Raw genomic sequence first — 18,149 nt, forward strand, 5'->3', positions numbered from 1 at the left:
CAATGCCGTTAAGTTAGCCGCTGGCACTGCTTCGCGGGTGAGTGGTCTTTGAGGATGCTTGCGGCATTTTTCGAGATTTGTTGGTGTGGTCTGCGGAGGTTTGTGCGACTCGCGGGATTATGTTCGTGACGCTCCGGGGTGATTCTTCTAGTGTGGGGCTATGAACGAATCCGTTTCGCGGAAATTCACGGATCATCTTCCTGTGGGCGTGTTGGCGGAGTGTATTCCGCGGGACGAGGTCGAGACGGCAATTGATCTGGCTAATCGGCGGGAGCAACGTTCGCGTCTCCTTCCGGCCCGAGTCGTGGTCTACTACGTGATCGCGTTGGGACTGTTCTTCGGGGAGAGCTATGACGAAGTCATGCGAAGGCTCGTCAACGGTCTGAGATTCATCGGTGGATGGTTATCCAGTTGGCATGTTCCCACGCCCAGTGCAATCACGCAGGCCCGGGCCCGCCTGGGTGAAGAACCCATGAAGTTACTTTTCGAGCGTGTTGCCCAGCCTTTGGCTTCCTCAGCGACGCCGTCGGCGTGGTTCCACGGGCAACGCGTGATGGCTATTGATGGAGTGGTGCTGGACGCTCCTGAGTCGCCGGGCAACGCCGCCACGTTCGGCTATAGCGTGGGAGGACGTGGGGCCAGCGTGTTCCCGCGCGTGCAGGTGGTAGCGGTTGCCGAGTGTGGGACTCACGCCATTACGCACGCGGTGATCGGTGACCTCGGCTCCAGCGAACGGCCGCTGGCTGAGCGGCTGGTCGGCCGGCTAGAGCAAGGAACGCTCCTGCTTGCCGATCGTGGCTTCTACTCGTACAAGATCTGGGAATTGCTGATCGCGGGCAAGGTGGACGCCGCGTTTCGTGTCGCGAGCACCCTGAACCTTCCCCCCATCACCGAATACCCCGACGGATCGTATCTGTCCGTCCTTTTGGCGCCCGCACGTCAAAGCGCAGTGAGGCAATCCTCCCGCGTCCATGGGCGCGATAACAAGCGGGCCGAGCATCAGTGGCTACTCGATAACGGTACCGCTTGCCGGGTCGTCGAATACACAATCGAGGGGTCTTCGGCGACGTACCGCATTATCACCACTCTCTTGGACCACGACCGCTATCCCGCCGATGAAATCGCCGCCCTCTATCACGAACGTTGGGAAATCGAGAACGTCTTTGATGAGATCGAGGTCCACCAGATCGCGCATGGCCGGGTCCTACGGTCTCGCTCACCCGAACTTGTCAAACAAGAGATCTGGGGACTCCTCCTGGCGCACTACGCGATCCGAAAACTTGTGCATAACGCTTCCGACCTCGCCGAGATCGACCCCGACCGATTATCGTTCGTTCGCGCTCTCAGAATCATCCGACGCCACATTTCCAGCGGCGCGGAACTTTCCCCCCTCGATCCTGAATGAAATAGTCGACGAACTCGTAACGCACCCGAATCCTCCCCGACGACACAGGAGCTACCCGCGGGTCGTCAAGCGACACTTCGCCGCCTACCACAACACAAAACGTGCACAACACCGCGGAATAAAGCAGGAACACCTACCACGAATCCACACTCGCCAGCCCCAGCTAACTTAACGGCATTGCGATGTGGTGCGCGTCGCACTGGCTGTCGGGGGCGGTGCACCGCGGGAAGGTGCACCCGCCGTCGCGCACGCTCAGCGCCCGCCGAATCGCCGTCGTCACCAGCCGTTGGGTGCGGCCGACGTCCAACACCTCGGAATGCTCGCCGAGCAGGACCGGCAGGAGGTCCGCGTCGCAGCACAGCCGGCGCAGTCACCGGCACTGATCTGCTGCCCCGACGACAGGACGCCCGCCTGCTCGGCCCGCTCGCGCAGGTCGGCCTCCCGCATGGTCACCACCACGCGGGGCCGATCGCCGGCGATGCGCGGCACCGAGCCGCCGTTCTCGGCCTGGCGCACGAGCATCAGCAGGGCGTCGGCGCGGCGCTGCTCCGGCGTCCGGGTCTCGGCAAGGGGATCACGCCGATCCGCGGCCCGGTCTCGGCCGGCCCGGCGATCCTCCACGAGCGCCTCGATCATCCGCACGAATCCGGCGGCGTCCGCGTCGGGAAGGCTCCCCCGGAAGGTCACCGCCCCGTCACCGTCCGAGTGGAACGCCAGCGACCGCCGCGACCGAGCCCGCTTCGCCTGGGCCTGAAGCCGGCTCTGCTCGGCTTCGGGCGAGGGGACGGCCTCGGGGGCGACCTCGGCGAGCACCCCCTTCACCAGCGAGGGCACCCGATTCGCCGGCTCGCGCGCGGCACGCTCGACCAGCAGGCGCTGGGCCCGCTCGCGTTGGGCCTCGTCCAAGCCTTCGGGCAACGCGTCCACCCCCTTGGCGACCGCCCGCGCCTGCCTGACGCCGAGGCGTCCGGAGAGGGCGGCGTCCGCCACGATCGGGTGCCGGCTCACGTCGGCCGCCGCGAACAGCTCTCCGGCCGCCTCGCGGCTCGTGCTGGCCCCGTCGAGGGAGGGCCAACTCGTCGTCGGCGTGCCTGTTGCCGCGAGGGAGGAGCCCGCGGCGTCCGCCTCGGCGAGCAGGACGGCGGCCAAGGCGTCCATGCGGTCGGCCAGCACGCGCGCCCGGCGCACCAGCGCCAACCGCGCCGCCGCCGGCACCCCGGACCGGGAGGCGCCGGCGAGCGAGTCGAGCGCCTGCTCGACCGCCGCGAGGGCCAGCCCGGTGAGTTCGTCCATGCCCCCAACCTAAGGGCAGCCCCCGACAGAATCGAACAGAAGAACGAAATTGTGGAAAACTTCCTCCAAGCCCGTTAGCACTCGGGTTGAACGAGTGCCAACGCGTGGATAGAGTCGTGGTTGGCACTCGACCATCGAGTCTGCCAGCCCAAGGCGGCACCGCGACGACGTCCTGGGCGGGCATCGAAGGATTCCACCAAGGGTCCCCACCTGAGGGCCCGTACGTACGAAGAAAGGGCACCATCGTGGCCGTCACGATCAAGCCGCTCGAGGACCGCGTCCTCGTCCAGCCCCTGGAGGCAGAGACCACCACCGCCTCGGGCCTGGTCATTCCCGACACCGCCAAGGAGAAGCCGCAGGAGGGCAGGGTCGTGGCGACCGGCCCCGGCCGCATCGACGACAAGGGCAACCGCGTCCCGCTCGACGTCGCCGAGGGCGACGTCGTCATCTTCTCCAAGTACGGCGGCACCGAGGTCAAGTACGACGGCCAGGAGTACCTGCTCCTGAACGCCCGCGACATCCTCGCCGTCGTCTCCAAGTAAGGACACAACAAATGGCAAAAATCCTTCAGTTTGACGAGGAAGCGCGTCGCTCGCTCGAGCGTGGCGTCGACGCCCTCGCCAACGCCGTGAAGGTGACGCTCGGCCCCAAGGGCCGTTACGTGGTGCTCGACAAGAAGTGGGGCGCCCCGACGATCACCAACGACGGCGTCACCGTCGCCAAGGAGGTCGAGCTCACCGACCCCTACGAGAACCTCGGCGCCCAACTCGCGAAGGAGGTCGCCACCAAGACGAACGACGTCGCCGGTGACGGCACCACCACCGCGACCGTCCTCGCCCAGGCACTCGTCCACGAGGGCCTCCGCGCTGTCGCCGCCGGCACGAACCCGGTCGGCATCAAGCGGGGCATCGAGGCGGCCGTCGAGGCCGTCAACACCGCGCTGGCCGACGCGGCCAAGCCGGTCGAGACCGCCTCCGACATGGCGTCCATCGCGACCATCTCGAGCCGCGACTCCGAGATCGGCGAGCTCATCGCCGACGCGTTCGACAAGGTCGGCAAGGACGGCGTCATCACCGTCGACGAGTCCAACACGCTGGGCACCGAGCTCGAGTTCACCGAGGGCATGCAGTTCGACAAGGGCTACCTGTCGCCCTACATGGTCACGGATGCCGAGCGCATGGAGGCCGTGCTGGAGAACCCGTACATCCTCATCAACTCGGGCAAGATCAGCTCGATGAACGACCTGCTCCCGCTGCTGGAGAAGGTCATCGGCGCCAACGGCACCCTGTTCATCGTGGCCGAGGACGTGGACGGCGAGGCCCTGTCGACCCTCGTGGTCAACAAGATCCGTGGCACCTTCACCTCGGTGGCCGTCAAGGCCCCCGCGTTCGGTGACCGCCGCAAGGCCATGCTCGAGGACATCGCGATCCTCACCGGTGGCCAGGTCGTCGCCGCCGAGGTCGGCCTCAAGCTCGACCAGGTCGGCCTCGAGGTGCTCGGCCGCGCCCGTCGCGTCGTCGTCACCAAGGACAACACGACCATCGTCGACGGCGCCGGTTCGGCCGAGGCCGTTGCCGGTCGTGTCGAGCAGCTGCGTGCCGAGATCGCCCGCACCGATTCGGACTGGGACCGCGAGAAGCTCTCCGAGCGTGTCGCGAAGCTCGCCGGTGGCGTGTGCGTGATCAAGGTCGGCGCCGCGACCGAGGTCGAGATGAAGGAGAAGAAGCACCGCATCGAGGACGCCGTGAGCGCCACCCGTGCGGCCATCGAGGAGGGCATCGTCGCCGGTGGCGGCTCCGCGCTCATCCATGCTGCTTCCGTCCTGTCCGACGGCCTGGGCAAGACCGGTGACGAACTCGCCGGCGTCCGGATCGTCGAGAAGGCCCTCGTCGAGCCGCTGCGCTGGATCGCCGAGAACGGTGGCGAGGCCGGTTACGTGGTCGTGGCGAAGGTCAAGGAGCTCGGTGCGGGCTACGGCTGGAACGGTGCGACCGGCGAGTACGGCGACCTGGTCGCCGCCGGCGTCATCGACCCGGTGAAGGTGACCCGTTCCGCGCTGTCCAACGCGGCGTCCATCGCGGCGCTCCTGCTCACCACCGAGACCCTCGTGGTCGAGAAGCCGGAGGACTCCGAGGACGACCACGGCCACAGCCACTGAGTCGCCCTGACGGCTTCCGTCGAAGGCGTTCGAGGCCCCCACGCACGGCGTGGGGGCCTCGATCCTTTCCGCGAGCGCGTAGCCTCGGAGGCATTGACCAACCGTGCGGGGAAGGGGCGGGATGAGGCAGCGGATCCTCGTGGTCGACGACGAGGACAGCATTCGGGAGGTGCTCGTCGCGTACCTCACCAACGATGCGTTCGAGGTCGCCGAGGCGTCCACCGGGTCGGACGCGCTGGCGCTGCTGGCGGCGGACCCCGCCATCGACCTCGTCCTGCTCGACGTCGGGCTGCCCGACCTGGGCGGCCTGGAGGTGCTCGGGCGCATCCGGACGACCTCCCAGGTTCCCGTCATCCTCGTCACGGCACGTGACGCGGAGGTCGACAAGCTGGTCGGGCTCAGCGTGGGGGCAGACGACTACGTGACCAAGCCGTTCAGCCCCCGCGAAGTGGTGGCCCGCGTCCGCACGGTGCTGCGCCGCGTCGCCCCCGCCGAACCGGAGGCGCCGCAGGATCCCTCCCTGACCTTCGGCGACCTGCGCATCGATCCCCGCGCCCGCGCGATCACCGTGGCGGGCCGCCCCGTCGAGCTGTCCGCCCTGGAGTTCGACCTGCTGCTGGCGCTCGCCCAGGACCCCGGTCGGGTGTTCTCGCGGGCCCAACTGCTGGAGAAGGTCTGGGGCTACGACTTCTACGGCGACGAGCGTGTCGTGGACGTCCACATCCGGAGCATGCGCGCAGCCCTCGGGGATGACGCCGCCCACCCCCGCTACCTGGGCACCGTCCGGGGGGTCGGCTACAAGTTCCTGCCGAGGCGGTCATGAGGCGCTTCCCGGTCCGCCTGGTCCTGAGCCACGCGGCCGTGGCGCTGGTCGCCGCCCTCACCACCTTTCTCGTCGTGCGCTGGCTGGCGCCCGGGTTGTTCGACGCCTCGCTCCGACGCGCCCAGGCCGGCGCGCGAGGACCCGGTGCCAGCGGCGGGATGGGCCTGCGTGAGGACTTCGCCCTGGCCGTGGACCAGGCCCTGCTGGCGGGCGCGGCCGCGGGTGTCGTCGTCGCGGCCGCCCTGGGCGTCGTCGTGGCGCTCCGGCTGGGTCGCTCCCTGCGCCTCATGGGGGAGGCCACGCGGCGCATGGCGGCCGGCGACTACGACGTCCGCGTCCGCCGCCCCGTCGAGACCGAACTGGCCCGCCTGTCGGACGACATCAACACCCTCGGCGCGACGCTGGCCGAGACCGAGTCGCGGCGCACCCGCCTGCTCGGTGAGGTGGCCCACGAGATGCGCACGCCGCTGACCGTGATCGACGGCTACGTCGAGGGCATGATCGACGGCGTGCTGACCACGGACGCCGAGCGCCTGGGCCGGCTCGAGGTCGAGACGCGCCGGCTGCGCCGCCTCTCGGACGACCTGTCGGCACTCTCCCGGGTCGAGGAGGACCGGCTCGCCGTACAGCGGGCACGCCTCGACCTGCGCACCGTCGCCTCGGACGCCGCCGAGCGACTGCGCCCGCAGGCCGAGGACAGCGGGCTCGTCCTCAGCGTCCGGCCCGGCGCCGACCCCCTGCCGGTCGACGCCGACGCGGACCGCCTGGCCCAGGTGGTCACCAACCTGGTGGGCAACGCGATCAGGGCCACAGGCCCGGGCGGGAGCGTGACCGTGTCGTGTCGCGCCGAGGACGGTAGGGCGCTGTTGATCGTCGAGGACTCCGGCGAGGGGATCGCCGAGCAGGACCTCGAGCGGGTGTTCGAACGGTTCTACCGCGTGCCGGGCCGCCGGGGGCCACGGGGCGAGTCCGGTTCGGGGATCGGCCTGACCATCGCGCGCGCGATCGCGCGCCTGCACGGGGGCGAGCTCACGGCGTCCAGCCCGGGGCTCGGGGGAGGCGCGACCTTCACCCTCGCGCTACCGATGCCCCGGCGCTGAGCGGCGTCACCGCTCCGGCACCGCGCCGCGGACGACCTCACGGAAGGAGCTCAGCTCGAACCCGGGCACGAGCTCCTCGAGGTCCTTGAACTTGGTGCCGGCCGACACGTCGGCCCCCTCGGGGGCCCCGACCAGCGTGATGAGGTCGTCCACCGGCATGCCGAGGCCGTCCGCCGCCTGCTGCAGGGTCATCCAGCCCTTGAGGTCGTCGGCGGTGAGGTTCTGCTCGGCCACGACCATCTGGCGTCCGGACGTCACCCACTGGCCGGTGGCCTGGGCGATCCCGACACCCCCGAACATGATCGCCAGGAAGATCAGCGGGGCGATCCAGCGCAGGCGCAGCGAGCTCATCGCCGGCCTCCCGTCGCTCCGGTGCGGACCGGGGCCCCGAGCAACACGGGGCCGCTCACCTGGAGTGCTCCCTTGACGGGGCACGTGGTGACGCAGTCCATGCAGCCGATGCAGTCGGTGCTGACCTTCGGCGACGACTTCGACACGGTGAGGCCGACCGGGCAGGGGCGGTCGCACAGCGTGCAGTCGGTGCAGGTGGACGCCGACCGGCGGATCCGCAGGAAGCTCAGGTGGCCGACCACCGAGAACACCGCGCCCAGCGGGCACAGGTACCGGCACCAGAACCGGTCGACCACCACGGACGCGGCCAGCACGACCGCGACGATCGTCAGGCCCACCGCGCTCGCCTCGCCGATGTTGAACAGCCACTGGAGGCCGAAGGCCTGCACGTAGGGGTCGTAGTCGGCGAACCACAGCTTCGCCGTCGTCACGCTGAAGTAGATGACCACACCCAGGACGACGAAGCGGCCCCAGCGCATCACCCTGTCGACGCGGGCGGGCGGTTCCCAGGCCTTCAGGCCGAGGCGTCGCCGCACCCAGCTCAGGCCGTCCTGGATCGCGCCCCACGGGCAGATCCAGCCGCAGAACACGTTGCCGACCAGCAGGGTGGCGGCCAGGACGGCCAGCCCGAGGACGATGTTGGAGGGGTGCGTCTTGGAGATGAACTGGCCCGTGGTCACGAGGGTGACCAGGGTCTCCACCGCGCCGAAGGGGCACAGGGCGTCCACCGAGGGTTGACCGGCGTCCTCGTTGAGGCTGTGGCGGGCGGCCGCGACCAGGATGAACGCGCTGATGGCGAGTTGGGTGGCGGCCCGCGCCAGGCGGAGGTTGCGGATGCCCCGGGTGCGGCGCTGGGCCTTGGTCAGGCCCTTGTGTGGGCGGCTCGTGGTCGTCATGGCCGTCACGCTAGGGACGGCGGATGTGGCGCCCGTGGAGCGTGTGTGAAGCGTGTGTGAAATCCCCCCGCCCGGCGCAAGGGTGGCGCGCCGGGCTGGGGGAGAGCGTCCAGCTCCTCGTGGGGGCCTCGCGCTTGGTGGTGTTCATTTCACCAAACGGTGGACTTCCTGCACAATCAACATCACGCACGCTGGTCAATCTGATCAACTCAGCCCGGGCAGGGGTGGTCGGGTTGGTCAGGACGACCGAGGAGGTCCCATGAACCGGCTCGACGACATCGACCGTCGCCTCTTGCTCGAACTCGACCGAGATCCGCGCATGACCGTCCTCATGCTGGCGCAGCGCACCGGGCTCGCCCGCGGGACCGTGCAGAACCGTCTGGAGCGCTACCGCACCGAGGGCGTCCTGCGCCTGACGAGCACGCTCGTCCCTCCGTCGGCGCTGGGCTACGGGCTCCACGCGACGGTGTCGGCGGAACTCGACCAGCACCAGTTGGACGAGGCGGTCGCCGCGCTCCGACGGGTACCCGAGGTGCTGGAGTGCCACGCGCCGGCCGGCGACATCGACCTGTTGTGCCACGTTGTGGCCCGCGATCCCGACGACCTCTACCGTGTCGCCGAGGAGATCCGCCTGTGCCCCGGGATCCTGCGCACGTCCACGAGCGTCTACCTTCGCGAGGTGATCCCCTACCGTGTACGGCCCTTGCTGCACCGCGGCACGACGACGGCCGGGCCATCCCGCCGGGACGGGGGCCGGGGATGACCGCTGGGCGCGTCCTGGTCGGGCCTTCACTAGGCTGACCCGGTGACCGAGCGCCGATCCGTCCCCACCCTGACGAGCCCCCGGCCGAGCATTCCGTGGGGGGCCGCCGCACTGGTCGGCATGCTGGCGAGCACCCTCGTCGCGTGGGGATCGGCCCATCCGGAGTTCTCCTTCAACACCCGAGGGTGGCTCGAACCCTGGGTCATGGCCGTCGGCACAGCGTTGCCCATGCCGTGGAACCGGGTGGTGATCGTGCTCGGCTGCGTAGCCCTGAGCGTGCTGTGGTGGTTCCTGCGCCCGCACGCGGGGCGGGCCGCCATCGCCCGGCCCGGCCTGTTGCTCGCGGTGTGGTCGCTGCCGCTCCTGCTCGCCCCGCCCGTCCTGTCGGGCGACGCCGTGCTGTACGCCGACTCGGGCTGGATCGAGAACCAGGGTGGTTCGGTCTACGCCGACGGCCTCGGCAGTGCGGGCGGTCCCTTCGCGCCGTCCGTGGACGCGCTGTGGCGGGGGACCGGCGTCGCCTACCCACCGCTCACCCTCTTGGTCAACCAGGCCGTCGTCGCGCTCACCGGCAACGACGACTACTGGTCGTTCGTGGCCATGCGACTGCCGGCCATCCTCGGCGTGGCCGTCATCGCCTTCACCGTTCCGCGGATCGCGGAGCAACTGCGTCCGCTCGGGTTGCTCCGCGGTCGCGGGGGCGAGGAGCGGCAGGCCGCGTTCGACGCGGAGCCGGAGGGGCTCGCCGCCGACCGTGCGCTCTGGTGGGGGCTGCTGAACCCGCTGCTGCTGGTCCACTTCATCGGCGGGGCGCACAACGACGCGCTCATGGTGGGGGCGTCGCTGCTGGCGATCTGGGTGACCGTCATCGGCGTCCGGTCCGGGGGGGCCAGTCGCACCGCGCTGCTGTGGGTCCTGGCGCCCGTCCTCGTCGGCGTCGCGATGGCGTTGAAGCAGCAGGGCGGGCTCACCGTCCTCGCCGTGGCGGGGCTGCCGGTCATCGCCCAGTTGCGCGCGCTCCCGCCGGGGCGCCGACTGTGGACGTACGGCGTCCGGACGGCGGGGGTGACCGTCCTCGCCGTGGTCGCCTTCGTCCTCATCAGTCTCGCCTCGGGCAAGGGGTTCGGCTGGACGGCCTGGCTCACCCTGATGGGCGCCGCCGGCACACCCGCCCCGTTCGCGATCCTCGGCCAGTTCGGCGGCGACCTGCTCGCCTGGCTGGGGCACGACCCGTCCCTCTTCAGGCTCGTCGTCGGGATGGCGTCCAACGTCACGTTGCTCGCCGTCCTGGGCTGGGTGGTCGTCCACTTCAGTGACCGCCCGGTGTCGGCCATCGGCTGGGGCTCGCTCGCGGTCGCGATCCTGGGTCAGGCCATGCACCCGTGGTACATCCCGTGGAGCCTCGCCCTGCTGGGGCTGGTGCCCCTGACCACACGACAACGCCGCTGGGTTGCGGGCTTCGTGCTGGCCTTCCTGGTGTGGAACTCCATCCAGACGGTCGTGTGGCATGGGGACCACTAGACTCGGGCCATGCGCGTCGCGGTGACATCAGGGCGGCTCGGGGGAGCCTTGGCCGCCGGGCTGTCGGCCGGCGGGCACGACGTCCTCAAGCTGGTCGAACGCGCGCCCCGCGGAGCGGACGAGCGCCGCTGGGATCCCTCGGCGGGCCGCATCGAGAGCCCCGGCCTGTCCGACGTGGACGCCGTCGTCAACCTCTTCGAAACCGAACTCTGGCGGCGCTGGACGCCCCAGGTGAAGGACGCCCTGCGCAGCAGCCGGGCCACCGGGACGCTGTCCATCGTGAGCAACCTCGAGCCGGGGGGCCGGTGCCGGCGTTTCGCGAACCTGTCGGGGACGACCTTCTACGGCGACCGTGGCGAGGAGGTCCTCACCGCCGACTCCCCGGCCGGGGCGGGGTGGGCCGCCGCGATGACGGCCCATTGGGAGGCCTCCGCACGCCATGCGCCCGTGTCCACGGTCCTGTTGCGCACCCCGATGGTGCTCGGCGTCCCCGGCGGCGCCTGGGAGCGGCGCCGAAGCGGGTGGTTGTCCGGGCGCTTCGGCCACGGCCGGCAGTGGCGGAGCTGGATCCACATCCACGACTGGGTCGCGGCGACCATCGCGCTGCTCGAGGGCACGTTGGAGGGCCCGGTGGTGTTGGCGTCGCCCAACCCGGTGCGCGAGGCCGAACTCTCCGCAGCGCTGGCGGCCGCGGCCGGACGCCGTGCGCACCCGCCGATCCCGGAGGCGCTGCTCAAACTGCAGTTCGGGGCGGAGATGACGGCGGAGGTGTTGATGGCCTCCCGGCGTGCGTTACCGCGGATCCTGGCGGACGAGATGGGGTTCACCCACCGCCACCCCGACCTGGCGGGCGCGTTGGCGGACCTGGGGTGACCAGAGGTGGCCGTGGGCGGCAACCGGGAATGGCAGGGGCGCGAAGTATGCTTCCCCAGACGCCAGTGGAGATGACAGGGGAGATTTCGATGGCAACAGATGACCTGACAGCAGCCGGCGTCCCGGGCCCGTTCGCGGCCCTCGGGCTCACGTTCGACGACGTGTTGCTCCAGCCGAACGAGAGCGACGTGATCCCGTCCGAGGTCGACACGACCACTCAGGTGAGCCGCAACATCACCCTCCGTGTGCCGTTGCTGAGTTCTGCGATGGACACGGTGACCGAGTCGCGCATGGCTGTGGCGATGGCCCGCCAGGGCGGCCTCGGCATCCTGCACCGCAACATGACCGCTGACGACCAGGCCAGCCAGGTCGACCGCGTCAAGCGTTCCGAGGCCGGCATGGTCGACCAACCGATCACCACGACGGTCGACGCGACCATCGGTGAGGTCGACGAGATGTGCGGCAAGTACCGCATCTCGGGGGCGCCGGTGGTCGACGCGAACGGGTGCCTGGTCGGCATCATCACCAACCGCGACATGCGGTTCGAGGACGACCCGAACCGCCGCGTCGGCGACGTCATGACCAAGATGCCGCTGGTCACCGGCCACCCGGGCATCTCCCCGGAGGAGGCCCTCAAGCTGCTGGGCCGGCACAAGATCGAGAAGCTGCCGCTGGTCGACGCCGACGGCAAGCTCACCGGTCTCATCACGCTCAAGGACTACGTGAAGTCCGACAAGTACCCGCTCGCGACGAAGGATCCGCACGGCCGCCTGCGCGTCGGTGCCGCCATCGGCACCTTCGGTGAGGCCTGGGAGCGCGCCATGCTGCTGGTCGAGGCCGGGGTGGACGCCCTCGTGACCGACACCGCCCACGGGCACAGCCGCTCGGAGATGGACCTCATCCGTCGCCTCAAGGCCGAGCCGCTGGCCAAGCACGTCGACATCATCGGCGGCAACGTCGCGACGTACGAGGGCGCCAAGGCCATCGTCGAGGCGGGCGGTGACGCGGTGAAGGTGGGCATCGGCCCCGGCTCCATCTGCACGACCCGCGTGGTCGCCGGCGTCGGCGTACCCCAGGTGACCGCCATCTACGACGCGGCCCGTGCCGCACGCCCGGCGGGTGTCCCGGTCATCGGCGACGGAGGCCTGCAGTACTCGGGTGACATCGCCAAGGCGCTCGTGGCTGGTGCGAACACCGTCATGCTGGGCTCGCTGCTGGCCGGCTGCGATGAGAGCCCCGGCGACCTGGTGTTCATCAACGGCAAGCAGTTCAAGAGCTACCGTGGTATGGGGTCGCTGGGCGCCATGAAGGCACGCGGCCAGCAGGGTTCGTTCGCCTCCGACCGCTACTTCCAGGCCTCGGCCACCACCGACGACAAGTTCATCCCCGAGGGGATCGAGGGCCAGGTCGCCTATCGCGGCCCGCTGTCCGCGGTCGCCTACCAGCTCATCGGCGGCCTGCGGCAGGCGATGTTCTACTCGGGTGCGCGGACGATCCCCGAGCTCCAGGAGCGCGGCCGATTCGTCCGCATCACGTCCGCGGGCCTGCGCGAGTCGCACCCGCACGACATCCAGATGACTGTCGAGGCCCCCAACTACTCCAACAAGAAGTGAGTTCCATGATCGAGATCGGCCGCGCGAAGCGCGCCCAGCAGGTGTTCGGCTTCGACGACATCGCGATCGTCCCCACCCGGCGCACCCGCAGCCCCCAGGACGTCCGCCTGAACTGGACGATCGACGCGTTGACCTTCGAGTTCCCGATCCTGGCGGCACCGATGGATTCGGTGATGTCGCCGGCGACGGCGATCGCGTTCGGCCGCATGGGCGGCCTGGGCGTCCTCAACCTCGAAGGGCTCTGGACGCGCTATGAGGATCCGCAGCCGATCCTGGACGAGCTCGCCAACATCAGCGACGCGGTCGCGGCGACGGCCCGCATGCAGGAGGTGTACGCCGAGCCGGTGAAGGCCGAGCTGATCACCGCCCGCATGAAGGAGATCCGCGACGCCGGCGTGCCGGTCGCCGGCGCCCTCTCCCCGCAGCGCGCCCAGGAGTTCGCCTCGGTCGTCGAGAAGGCGGGGGTGGACTTCTTCGTCATCCGGGGCACCACCGTGTCGGCCGAGCACGTCTCCTCCCACGAGGAGCCGCTCAACCTCAAGGAGTTCATCCGCAAGCTCGACGTGCCCGTCATCGTGGGCGGCTGCGCGACCTACCAGGCGGCCCTGCACCTGATGCGGACGGGTGCTGCCGGCGTCCTGGTCGGCTTCGGCGGTGCCGCGACCGGTCGGACGCGCCATGTCCTGGGTGTCGAGGTGCCGATGGCCTCCGCCGTGGCCGACGTGGCCGCGGCGCGTCGTGACTACATGGACGAGTCCGGCGGCCGCTACGTGCACGTGATCGCGGACGGCGCCCTGGGGCGCTCCGGCGACATCGCGAAGGCGATCGCCTGCGGTGCGGACGCGTGCATGGTCTCCACTCCGCTGGCCCGTGCCGAGGAGGCGCCGGGGCAGGGCTGGCACTGGGGTCCCGAGGCCTGGCACAGCACCCTCCCGCGGGGCGAGCGCGTCCGCATGGGCCGCGTGGGCACGCTGGAGGAAGTCGTCCTGGGACCGTCCCACACCCCCGACGGAACCATGAACCTCGTCGGTGCCCTCCGCAAGGCGATGGGCACGACCGGCTACACCGAGGTCAAGGAGTTCCAGCGGGTGGAGATCGTGGTGCACGCCTGACATGCGTCGACCCACCGCCATCGTCCTGGCCATCGCCCTGCTGCTCGCGGTGGCGGGCGTCACCGGCGGCGTGTGGTGGTTCGGCGTCCGGCCCGCGCAGCAGCTGGAGGCAGCCCTGGCGCGGATCACCGCCGGGCTCGCGTCCGGGGAGCTGGCCGATGCCGATTTCCTGACGCTCCCGGGCGACGAGTCCGCCTCCACCCATCTGGCCCAGGTCTACGCCGGGATGGGGGCCCTTCGACCCACCGTCACGCTGGTGCGGGAGCCGCAGGTCACCGCGCCCGGGGAGATGCGGACCGATCTCGCGTGGTCGTGGGTGGTCCACGAGGGCAAGGCGGCGTGGGAGTACACCACGCCCCTGGACCTCGTCCGGGACGGTGAAACCTGGAAGGCCCGCTACCACCCGGCGTTGGTCGTGCCGGGACTCGCGGAGGGGGAGGTCCTGCGTGCCGGCCGCTTGACCCCGGCGCGCGGGTCGGTGCTCGGCGAGGGGGGCGAGCCCATCGCCACGAACACCGCCGCCTGGCGTCTCGGGATCGACAAGACCGTCACCGACGTGCCCACCGCGGTCGCCTCCGCACGCAAGCTCGCCGAGGTGCTCGGCCAGGATCCCGACGCCCTGGCCACGCGCGTGGAGAAGGCCGGGCCCCGCGCGTTCATCGAGGTCCGCCTCCTGCGCCAGCACGAACCCGCTGACCAGGAGTTGGCCAGGGCCGCCCAGAACTGGATCGGTGTCAGGGCGGTCCCGACGACCTTCCCCCTGGGGCGGACGTCCTCCTTCCTGCGGCCCATCCTGGGCGTGGTGGGGGACGCCACGGCGGAGCAGGTGGAGAAGTCCGGCGGAACCATCCGTCCCGGTGACCTGGTCGGCCGCGGCGGCATCCAGGAGGCGCGCAACCACGTCCTCGCGGGGACCACCGGCTTCGTCGTGTCCGTCGTGGAACCCGGGGGCGACACCCGCGAGCAGTTCCGCGTCGCCGCCATCGACGGCAGCGACGTGTCCACGACCATCAACGTGCCGCTGCAGGAGAGGGCGGAGGCCCTGCTGGCACCCGTCGGGTCGGCGAGTGCCCTCGTGGTGGTGCGGCCGTCCGACGGCGCGGTGGTGGCGGCGGCGTCCGGACCGGGATCGCAGGGCCTGTCGACGGCCACGCTCGGACAGTACGCACCGGGCTCCAGCATGAAGATCGTCACGGCGTTGGCGATGGTGCGGGCCGGTGCCACCGCGGACACCCCGGTCACGTGCTCGGACGGGTACACCGTCGACGGCTACCGCTTCGACAACTGGACGGGCTACCCCGCCGGCTCGCTCGGACAGGTCCCGCTCCGCGAGGCGTTCGCCTGGTCCTGCAACTCGGCGTTCCTCGCCCAGGCGGACGCGCTGGGCATCGAGAAGCTGGCCGACGCGGCCGCCTCGCTGGGACTCACCGCCGAGCCGAACCTGGTCGTGGGGGGTTTCCTGGGTCGTGTCCCCACCGAGGGGACGCCCCCCGAGCAGGCGGGTGCCATGATCGGCCAGGGCCGGGTGGTCGCCTCGCCGCTCGGCATGGCGACCGTCGCCGCCTCCGTCGCGGCCGGGCGCACGGTCTCGCCTGTGCTGGTGAACGAGCCGGGACGCCCGTCCGCCCCGCCGCCGACCCCCTTGACCGAGGCCGAGGCGTCCGTGCTGCGCGACCTGATGCGCTCGGTCGTCACCGACGGCACGGCGAAGGCCTTGGGCTCCCTGGGCCCGGACGTCGGCGCCAAGACCGGCACCGCCAGTTGGGGTCCGGCCCCGGTCAAGTACCACGGGTGGGTCGTCGTCAATCGGGGCGACCTCGCCGTGGCCGCGTTCGTCGAGGACGCCAAGGGCTCCGGTGACGCCGTGGCCCTGGCGTCGGCCCTGCTGGGGTCGTGAGGGCCGTCGACCTTCACCGGCACCAAGTGGTCGGAGTATCGATCACTTCGTACTGCTGAGTCGGCACTCACTCGGTAAGACCGGCCCAGCGACGGGCCGAGCCGGGGTCCGGGCAGCGGGGACAAGGTGCGGGCAGGGGGTGCCCCCGCCGGTGCAACGCGCCCCCGACCTGCCAGGCGACGCGGCACGGACGTCCGCGCAGGTCGACCGAGCCGTATCGGACGGTGGCCTCGTCGCGCAGGGCATGCTCGTTGTCCCGTTCGAGGTCGCGAAACACGCGCTTCAGGTGCACTTGGCCGTCGATCTCGACGATGAACGTGCGCGCACCCTGGCGTAGGGGCGGGTACCGGACGTCACACTTCCAGTGATCGCCCGTGCGCACCTGCCGCTCTCCCTCGGGCAGCCCGTGGGCGCGCTCCACGTCGCGCCGGTACACCCACTCCAAGGTGCTCTCGATCCCTTGGAGGTCCACGGCCACCTCGCGCATCATCCCCCGCTGCGGGAGCCGATGGCGCCCCTCGAGCCGCCGCACCACCTCGGGGAGTGCCACCTTCCCGACCCGAGCCGCCTCCGCGAGCAGGGCCACCCACTCCTCGACGTCGCACCCGGAGCCGACGTCGAGCAGTGCCTCCTCGAGGCGGATGCGCGGGAGGGAGCCCAGCGTCTTCGCCAACCGTCCGCACCCGTCCTGGCGGAAGCTCCAGCCGGCCCGGTCCCCGATCCGCCGGCCGGGCGGGACCCAGACCTCGACGGTGTCCGGCGCCTTGTCGAGCCCGGCCAGGTGGAGGGCGACGCGCCCGCCCAGGGCCGCTCCTTCGCCGGCCAGGAGAATCCCGGCCCAGCCGCGCTGTTCGACCGTCGGCGTGCCCGTTCCCAGCAGGTAGACCTCGGGCGTGAGCCGGGTCACCTCCCCGCGCGCCAGCATGCGGCGCAGGGGTGTACGGCCCACGTGCTCCAGGACCTGGCCATGGCGCAGGACCCCCTCCTGCTGGGCGGCGATCCAGAGGAGTTGGGGCGGAAGATCGATGCGGGGAAACACGCAAAGGCACTAGGCGGTGCCCGTCACCGAGGCTGACCTCCTCTTTCTCCTGCACCACGCGGTCGGACTACCAGCCACTTCGAGCTCCTGAACGGGTGTTCACGCCGCACCCGAGCGCGCAAGTAGTCAGCCGCCGTCAGCCGTCGACGGCGGCGTCCCGGTCGATGAGGGCCTTGACGGCGGCGTGCTGCTCGGCGGAGTTCCAGGGGATGGTTCCCAGCGCGGCGTACGACTCCGCGACCACACGGTCGTGGCCCGCCGGGGCGATCAGGCCCCGATCCAGCATCAGCCGCGCTGCTCCGACGTAGGTGTCGACGAGCTGGATGCGGGCCGCTGCCAGCCGGGCGCGTTCGTCCGCGGGGGTCCCCACCACGTCGTGGATGACGACGATGTCGACGACGTCGGAGAAACGCTCCCACAACAGCTCGCCCACGCGGATGTCGCCCTGGCCGGAGTCGCCGATGAACAGGGTCCGGTACTCGGGGTAGAGCTGGTGGTAGTGGTCGATGTTGGCGATCTTCTGGCCGGCCATCAGGTCGTGCGTGGCCAGGGCCGCCAGGGTTCCGGTCAGGACCGAGTGGGTGGCGATGCCGGCCCGACGCAGGGTCGCGCGGGTTCGGTTCTCGATGAGGCCGAGCGCGTCACCGGGGCGCGCGGTGACGAACGTGAGGTCCCCGGTGGAGAAGGGGGCGTCGTCGGGTCCACGGTCCAAGGCCTCCAACAGGGCGAGGATGCCCGGGTAGATCGTGCCCTTGGGGTAGCGCCGGTCGTGCAGGGCACACACGACGGTGTCGTCGATGTCGCACAGGACCTTCGACTCCCCAGTCTCGACCCCGGCGGCCTCCTCGGCGATGTGGCTGAGGATCCGCGCACGGATGTCCTCGTCGTCGATGTCGGAGAACACCAGTCCCTCGAGGTCGTGGCTGTCGATCCGGCTGTTGATGCGGTTCTTCAGCTGGGTCAGCTCCACGCCGTGGCGCGAGAGGAGGACCGCGGCGAGGGCCTCCTCGTCGGCGCGATCGGTGCGGCCCACCTGCAGGCCATGGACCACGTTCGCCAGCGCCTCGATGGACAGGTCGCCGAGGCGTCCGACCAGGAGGTCCCGCAGGGCCGCGCGGTGGTGCGGGCCCAACAGGTGGTCGTCGACGCGGCGGAACAACCGCGCGCCGTCGACCTCGCGCAGGACGGTGTCGAGGGTCGCGCCGGGGGCGCGGCGGAGCAGGTCGAGGACCTGTGCCTCGTCGTCCCGGTCGGTGTGGCCCTTGAGCAGGGCGGAGATGAGGTCCTGTTCGATGGGCACGGGGC

16 protein-coding genes are annotated in these 18,149 nt (G+C 70.5%); 11 read left to right on the top strand and 5 right to left on the bottom strand.

The window, feature by feature from the left end; all coding sequences use genetic code 11:
• Positions 1 to 160: 160 nt before the first annotated feature.
• A complete protein-coding gene (locus AC5YDV_RS08565; protein ID WP_496182899.1) occupies positions 161 to 1,405 on the top strand; it encodes an IS4 family transposase in 1,245 nt (414 codons plus the stop codon).
• Positions 1,406 to 1,681: 276 nt separating this feature from the next.
• On the opposite strand, the gene AC5YDV_RS08570 is transcribed toward AC5YDV_RS08565, so the two are convergent.
• Positions 1,682 to 2,698, bottom strand: a complete 1,017-nt coding sequence (locus AC5YDV_RS08570; RefSeq protein WP_496182900.1) for a DUF222 domain-containing protein — start codon at positions 2,696 to 2,698, stop codon at positions 1,682 to 1,684.
• Positions 2,699 to 2,943: 245 nt separating this feature from the next.
• Here AC5YDV_RS08570 and groES point away from each other — a divergent pair, with 245 nt between their 5' ends.
• The 4 genes from groES to AC5YDV_RS08590 all read left to right on the top strand — a co-directional run bounded on the left by groES (position 2,944) and on the right by AC5YDV_RS08590 (position 6,779).
• Complete coding sequence (gene groES, locus AC5YDV_RS08575) at positions 2,944 to 3,240, top strand: co-chaperone GroES (protein ID WP_496182901.1); 297 nt, start codon at positions 2,944 to 2,946, stop codon at positions 3,238 to 3,240.
• Positions 3,241 to 3,251: 11 nt separating this feature from the next.
• Complete coding sequence (gene groL / locus AC5YDV_RS08580) at positions 3,252 to 4,856, top strand: chaperonin GroEL (RefSeq protein WP_496182902.1); 1,605 nt, start codon at positions 3,252 to 3,254, stop codon at positions 4,854 to 4,856.
• A gap of 121 nt (positions 4,857 to 4,977) precedes the next feature.
• Positions 4,978 to 5,679: a response regulator gene (locus tag AC5YDV_RS08585; protein ID WP_496182903.1), complete on the top strand. Its 702-nt coding sequence runs from the start codon at positions 4,978 to 4,980 to the stop codon at positions 5,677 to 5,679.
• On the top strand, positions 5,676 to 6,779 hold the full coding sequence (locus AC5YDV_RS08590; protein WP_496182904.1) for a sensor histidine kinase: 1,104 nt from the start codon (positions 5,676 to 5,678) through the stop codon (positions 6,777 to 6,779). The genes AC5YDV_RS08585 and AC5YDV_RS08590 overlap by 4 nt, the downstream gene beginning before the upstream one ends.
• A 6-nt stretch (positions 6,780 to 6,785) precedes the next feature.
• Here AC5YDV_RS08590 and AC5YDV_RS08595 read toward each other — a convergent pair whose 3' ends face one another.
• The gene (locus AC5YDV_RS08595; RefSeq protein WP_496182905.1) at positions 6,786 to 7,130 is read right to left on the bottom strand and encodes a hypothetical protein; all 345 of its coding nucleotides are present in this window, start codon (positions 7,128 to 7,130) and stop codon (positions 6,786 to 6,788) included.
• The gene (locus AC5YDV_RS08600; RefSeq protein ID WP_496182906.1) at positions 7,127 to 8,026 is read right to left on the bottom strand and encodes a 4Fe-4S binding protein; all 900 of its coding nucleotides are present in this window, start codon (positions 8,024 to 8,026) and stop codon (positions 7,127 to 7,129) included. The genes AC5YDV_RS08595 and AC5YDV_RS08600 overlap by 4 nt, the downstream gene beginning before the upstream one ends.
• Before the next feature lie 259 nt (positions 8,027 to 8,285).
• Here AC5YDV_RS08600 and AC5YDV_RS08605 point away from each other — a divergent pair, with 259 nt between their 5' ends.
• The 6 genes from AC5YDV_RS08605 to AC5YDV_RS08630 all read left to right on the top strand — a co-directional run bounded on the left by AC5YDV_RS08605 (position 8,286) and on the right by AC5YDV_RS08630 (position 15,805).
• A complete protein-coding gene (locus AC5YDV_RS08605) occupies positions 8,286 to 8,789 on the top strand; it encodes an Lrp/AsnC family transcriptional regulator (RefSeq protein ID WP_496182907.1) in 504 nt (167 codons plus the stop codon).
• A gap of 42 nt (positions 8,790 to 8,831) precedes the next feature.
• A complete protein-coding gene (mptB, locus tag AC5YDV_RS08610; protein WP_496182908.1) occupies positions 8,832 to 10,310 on the top strand; it encodes a polyprenol phosphomannose-dependent alpha 1,6 mannosyltransferase MptB in 1,479 nt (492 codons plus the stop codon).
• A 9-nt stretch (positions 10,311 to 10,319) separates the two neighbouring features.
• Positions 10,320 to 11,183, top strand: a complete 864-nt coding sequence (locus AC5YDV_RS08615; RefSeq protein ID WP_496182909.1) for a DUF1731 domain-containing protein — start codon at positions 10,320 to 10,322, stop codon at positions 11,181 to 11,183.
• A gap of 89 nt (positions 11,184 to 11,272) precedes the next feature.
• On the top strand, positions 11,273 to 12,796 hold the full coding sequence (gene guaB, locus AC5YDV_RS08620) for an IMP dehydrogenase (RefSeq protein WP_496182910.1): 1,524 nt from the start codon (positions 11,273 to 11,275) through the stop codon (positions 12,794 to 12,796).
• A 5-nt stretch (positions 12,797 to 12,801) separates the two neighbouring features.
• Positions 12,802 to 13,908, top strand: coding sequence for a GuaB3 family IMP dehydrogenase-related protein (locus AC5YDV_RS08625; RefSeq protein WP_496182911.1), 1,107 nt, complete (start codon positions 12,802 to 12,804; stop codon positions 13,906 to 13,908).
• 1 nt (position 13,909) lies between these two features.
• Positions 13,910 to 15,805, top strand: a complete 1,896-nt coding sequence (locus AC5YDV_RS08630; RefSeq protein ID WP_496182912.1) for a penicillin-binding transpeptidase domain-containing protein — start codon at positions 13,910 to 13,912, stop codon at positions 15,803 to 15,805.
• Positions 15,806 to 15,872: 67 nt separating this feature from the next.
• On the opposite strand, the gene AC5YDV_RS08635 is transcribed toward AC5YDV_RS08630, so the two are convergent.
• Complete coding sequence (locus AC5YDV_RS08635; protein WP_496182913.1) at positions 15,873 to 16,844, bottom strand: hypothetical protein; 972 nt, start codon at positions 16,842 to 16,844, stop codon at positions 15,873 to 15,875.
• A gap of 136 nt (positions 16,845 to 16,980) precedes the next feature.
• Positions 16,981 to 18,144, bottom strand: coding sequence for a hypothetical protein (locus AC5YDV_RS08640; protein ID WP_496182914.1), 1,164 nt, complete (start codon positions 18,142 to 18,144; stop codon positions 16,981 to 16,983).
• Positions 18,145 to 18,149 lie beyond the last annotated feature (5 nt).

The organism is Propioniciclava sp. LT432 (genome assembly GCF_059515965.1).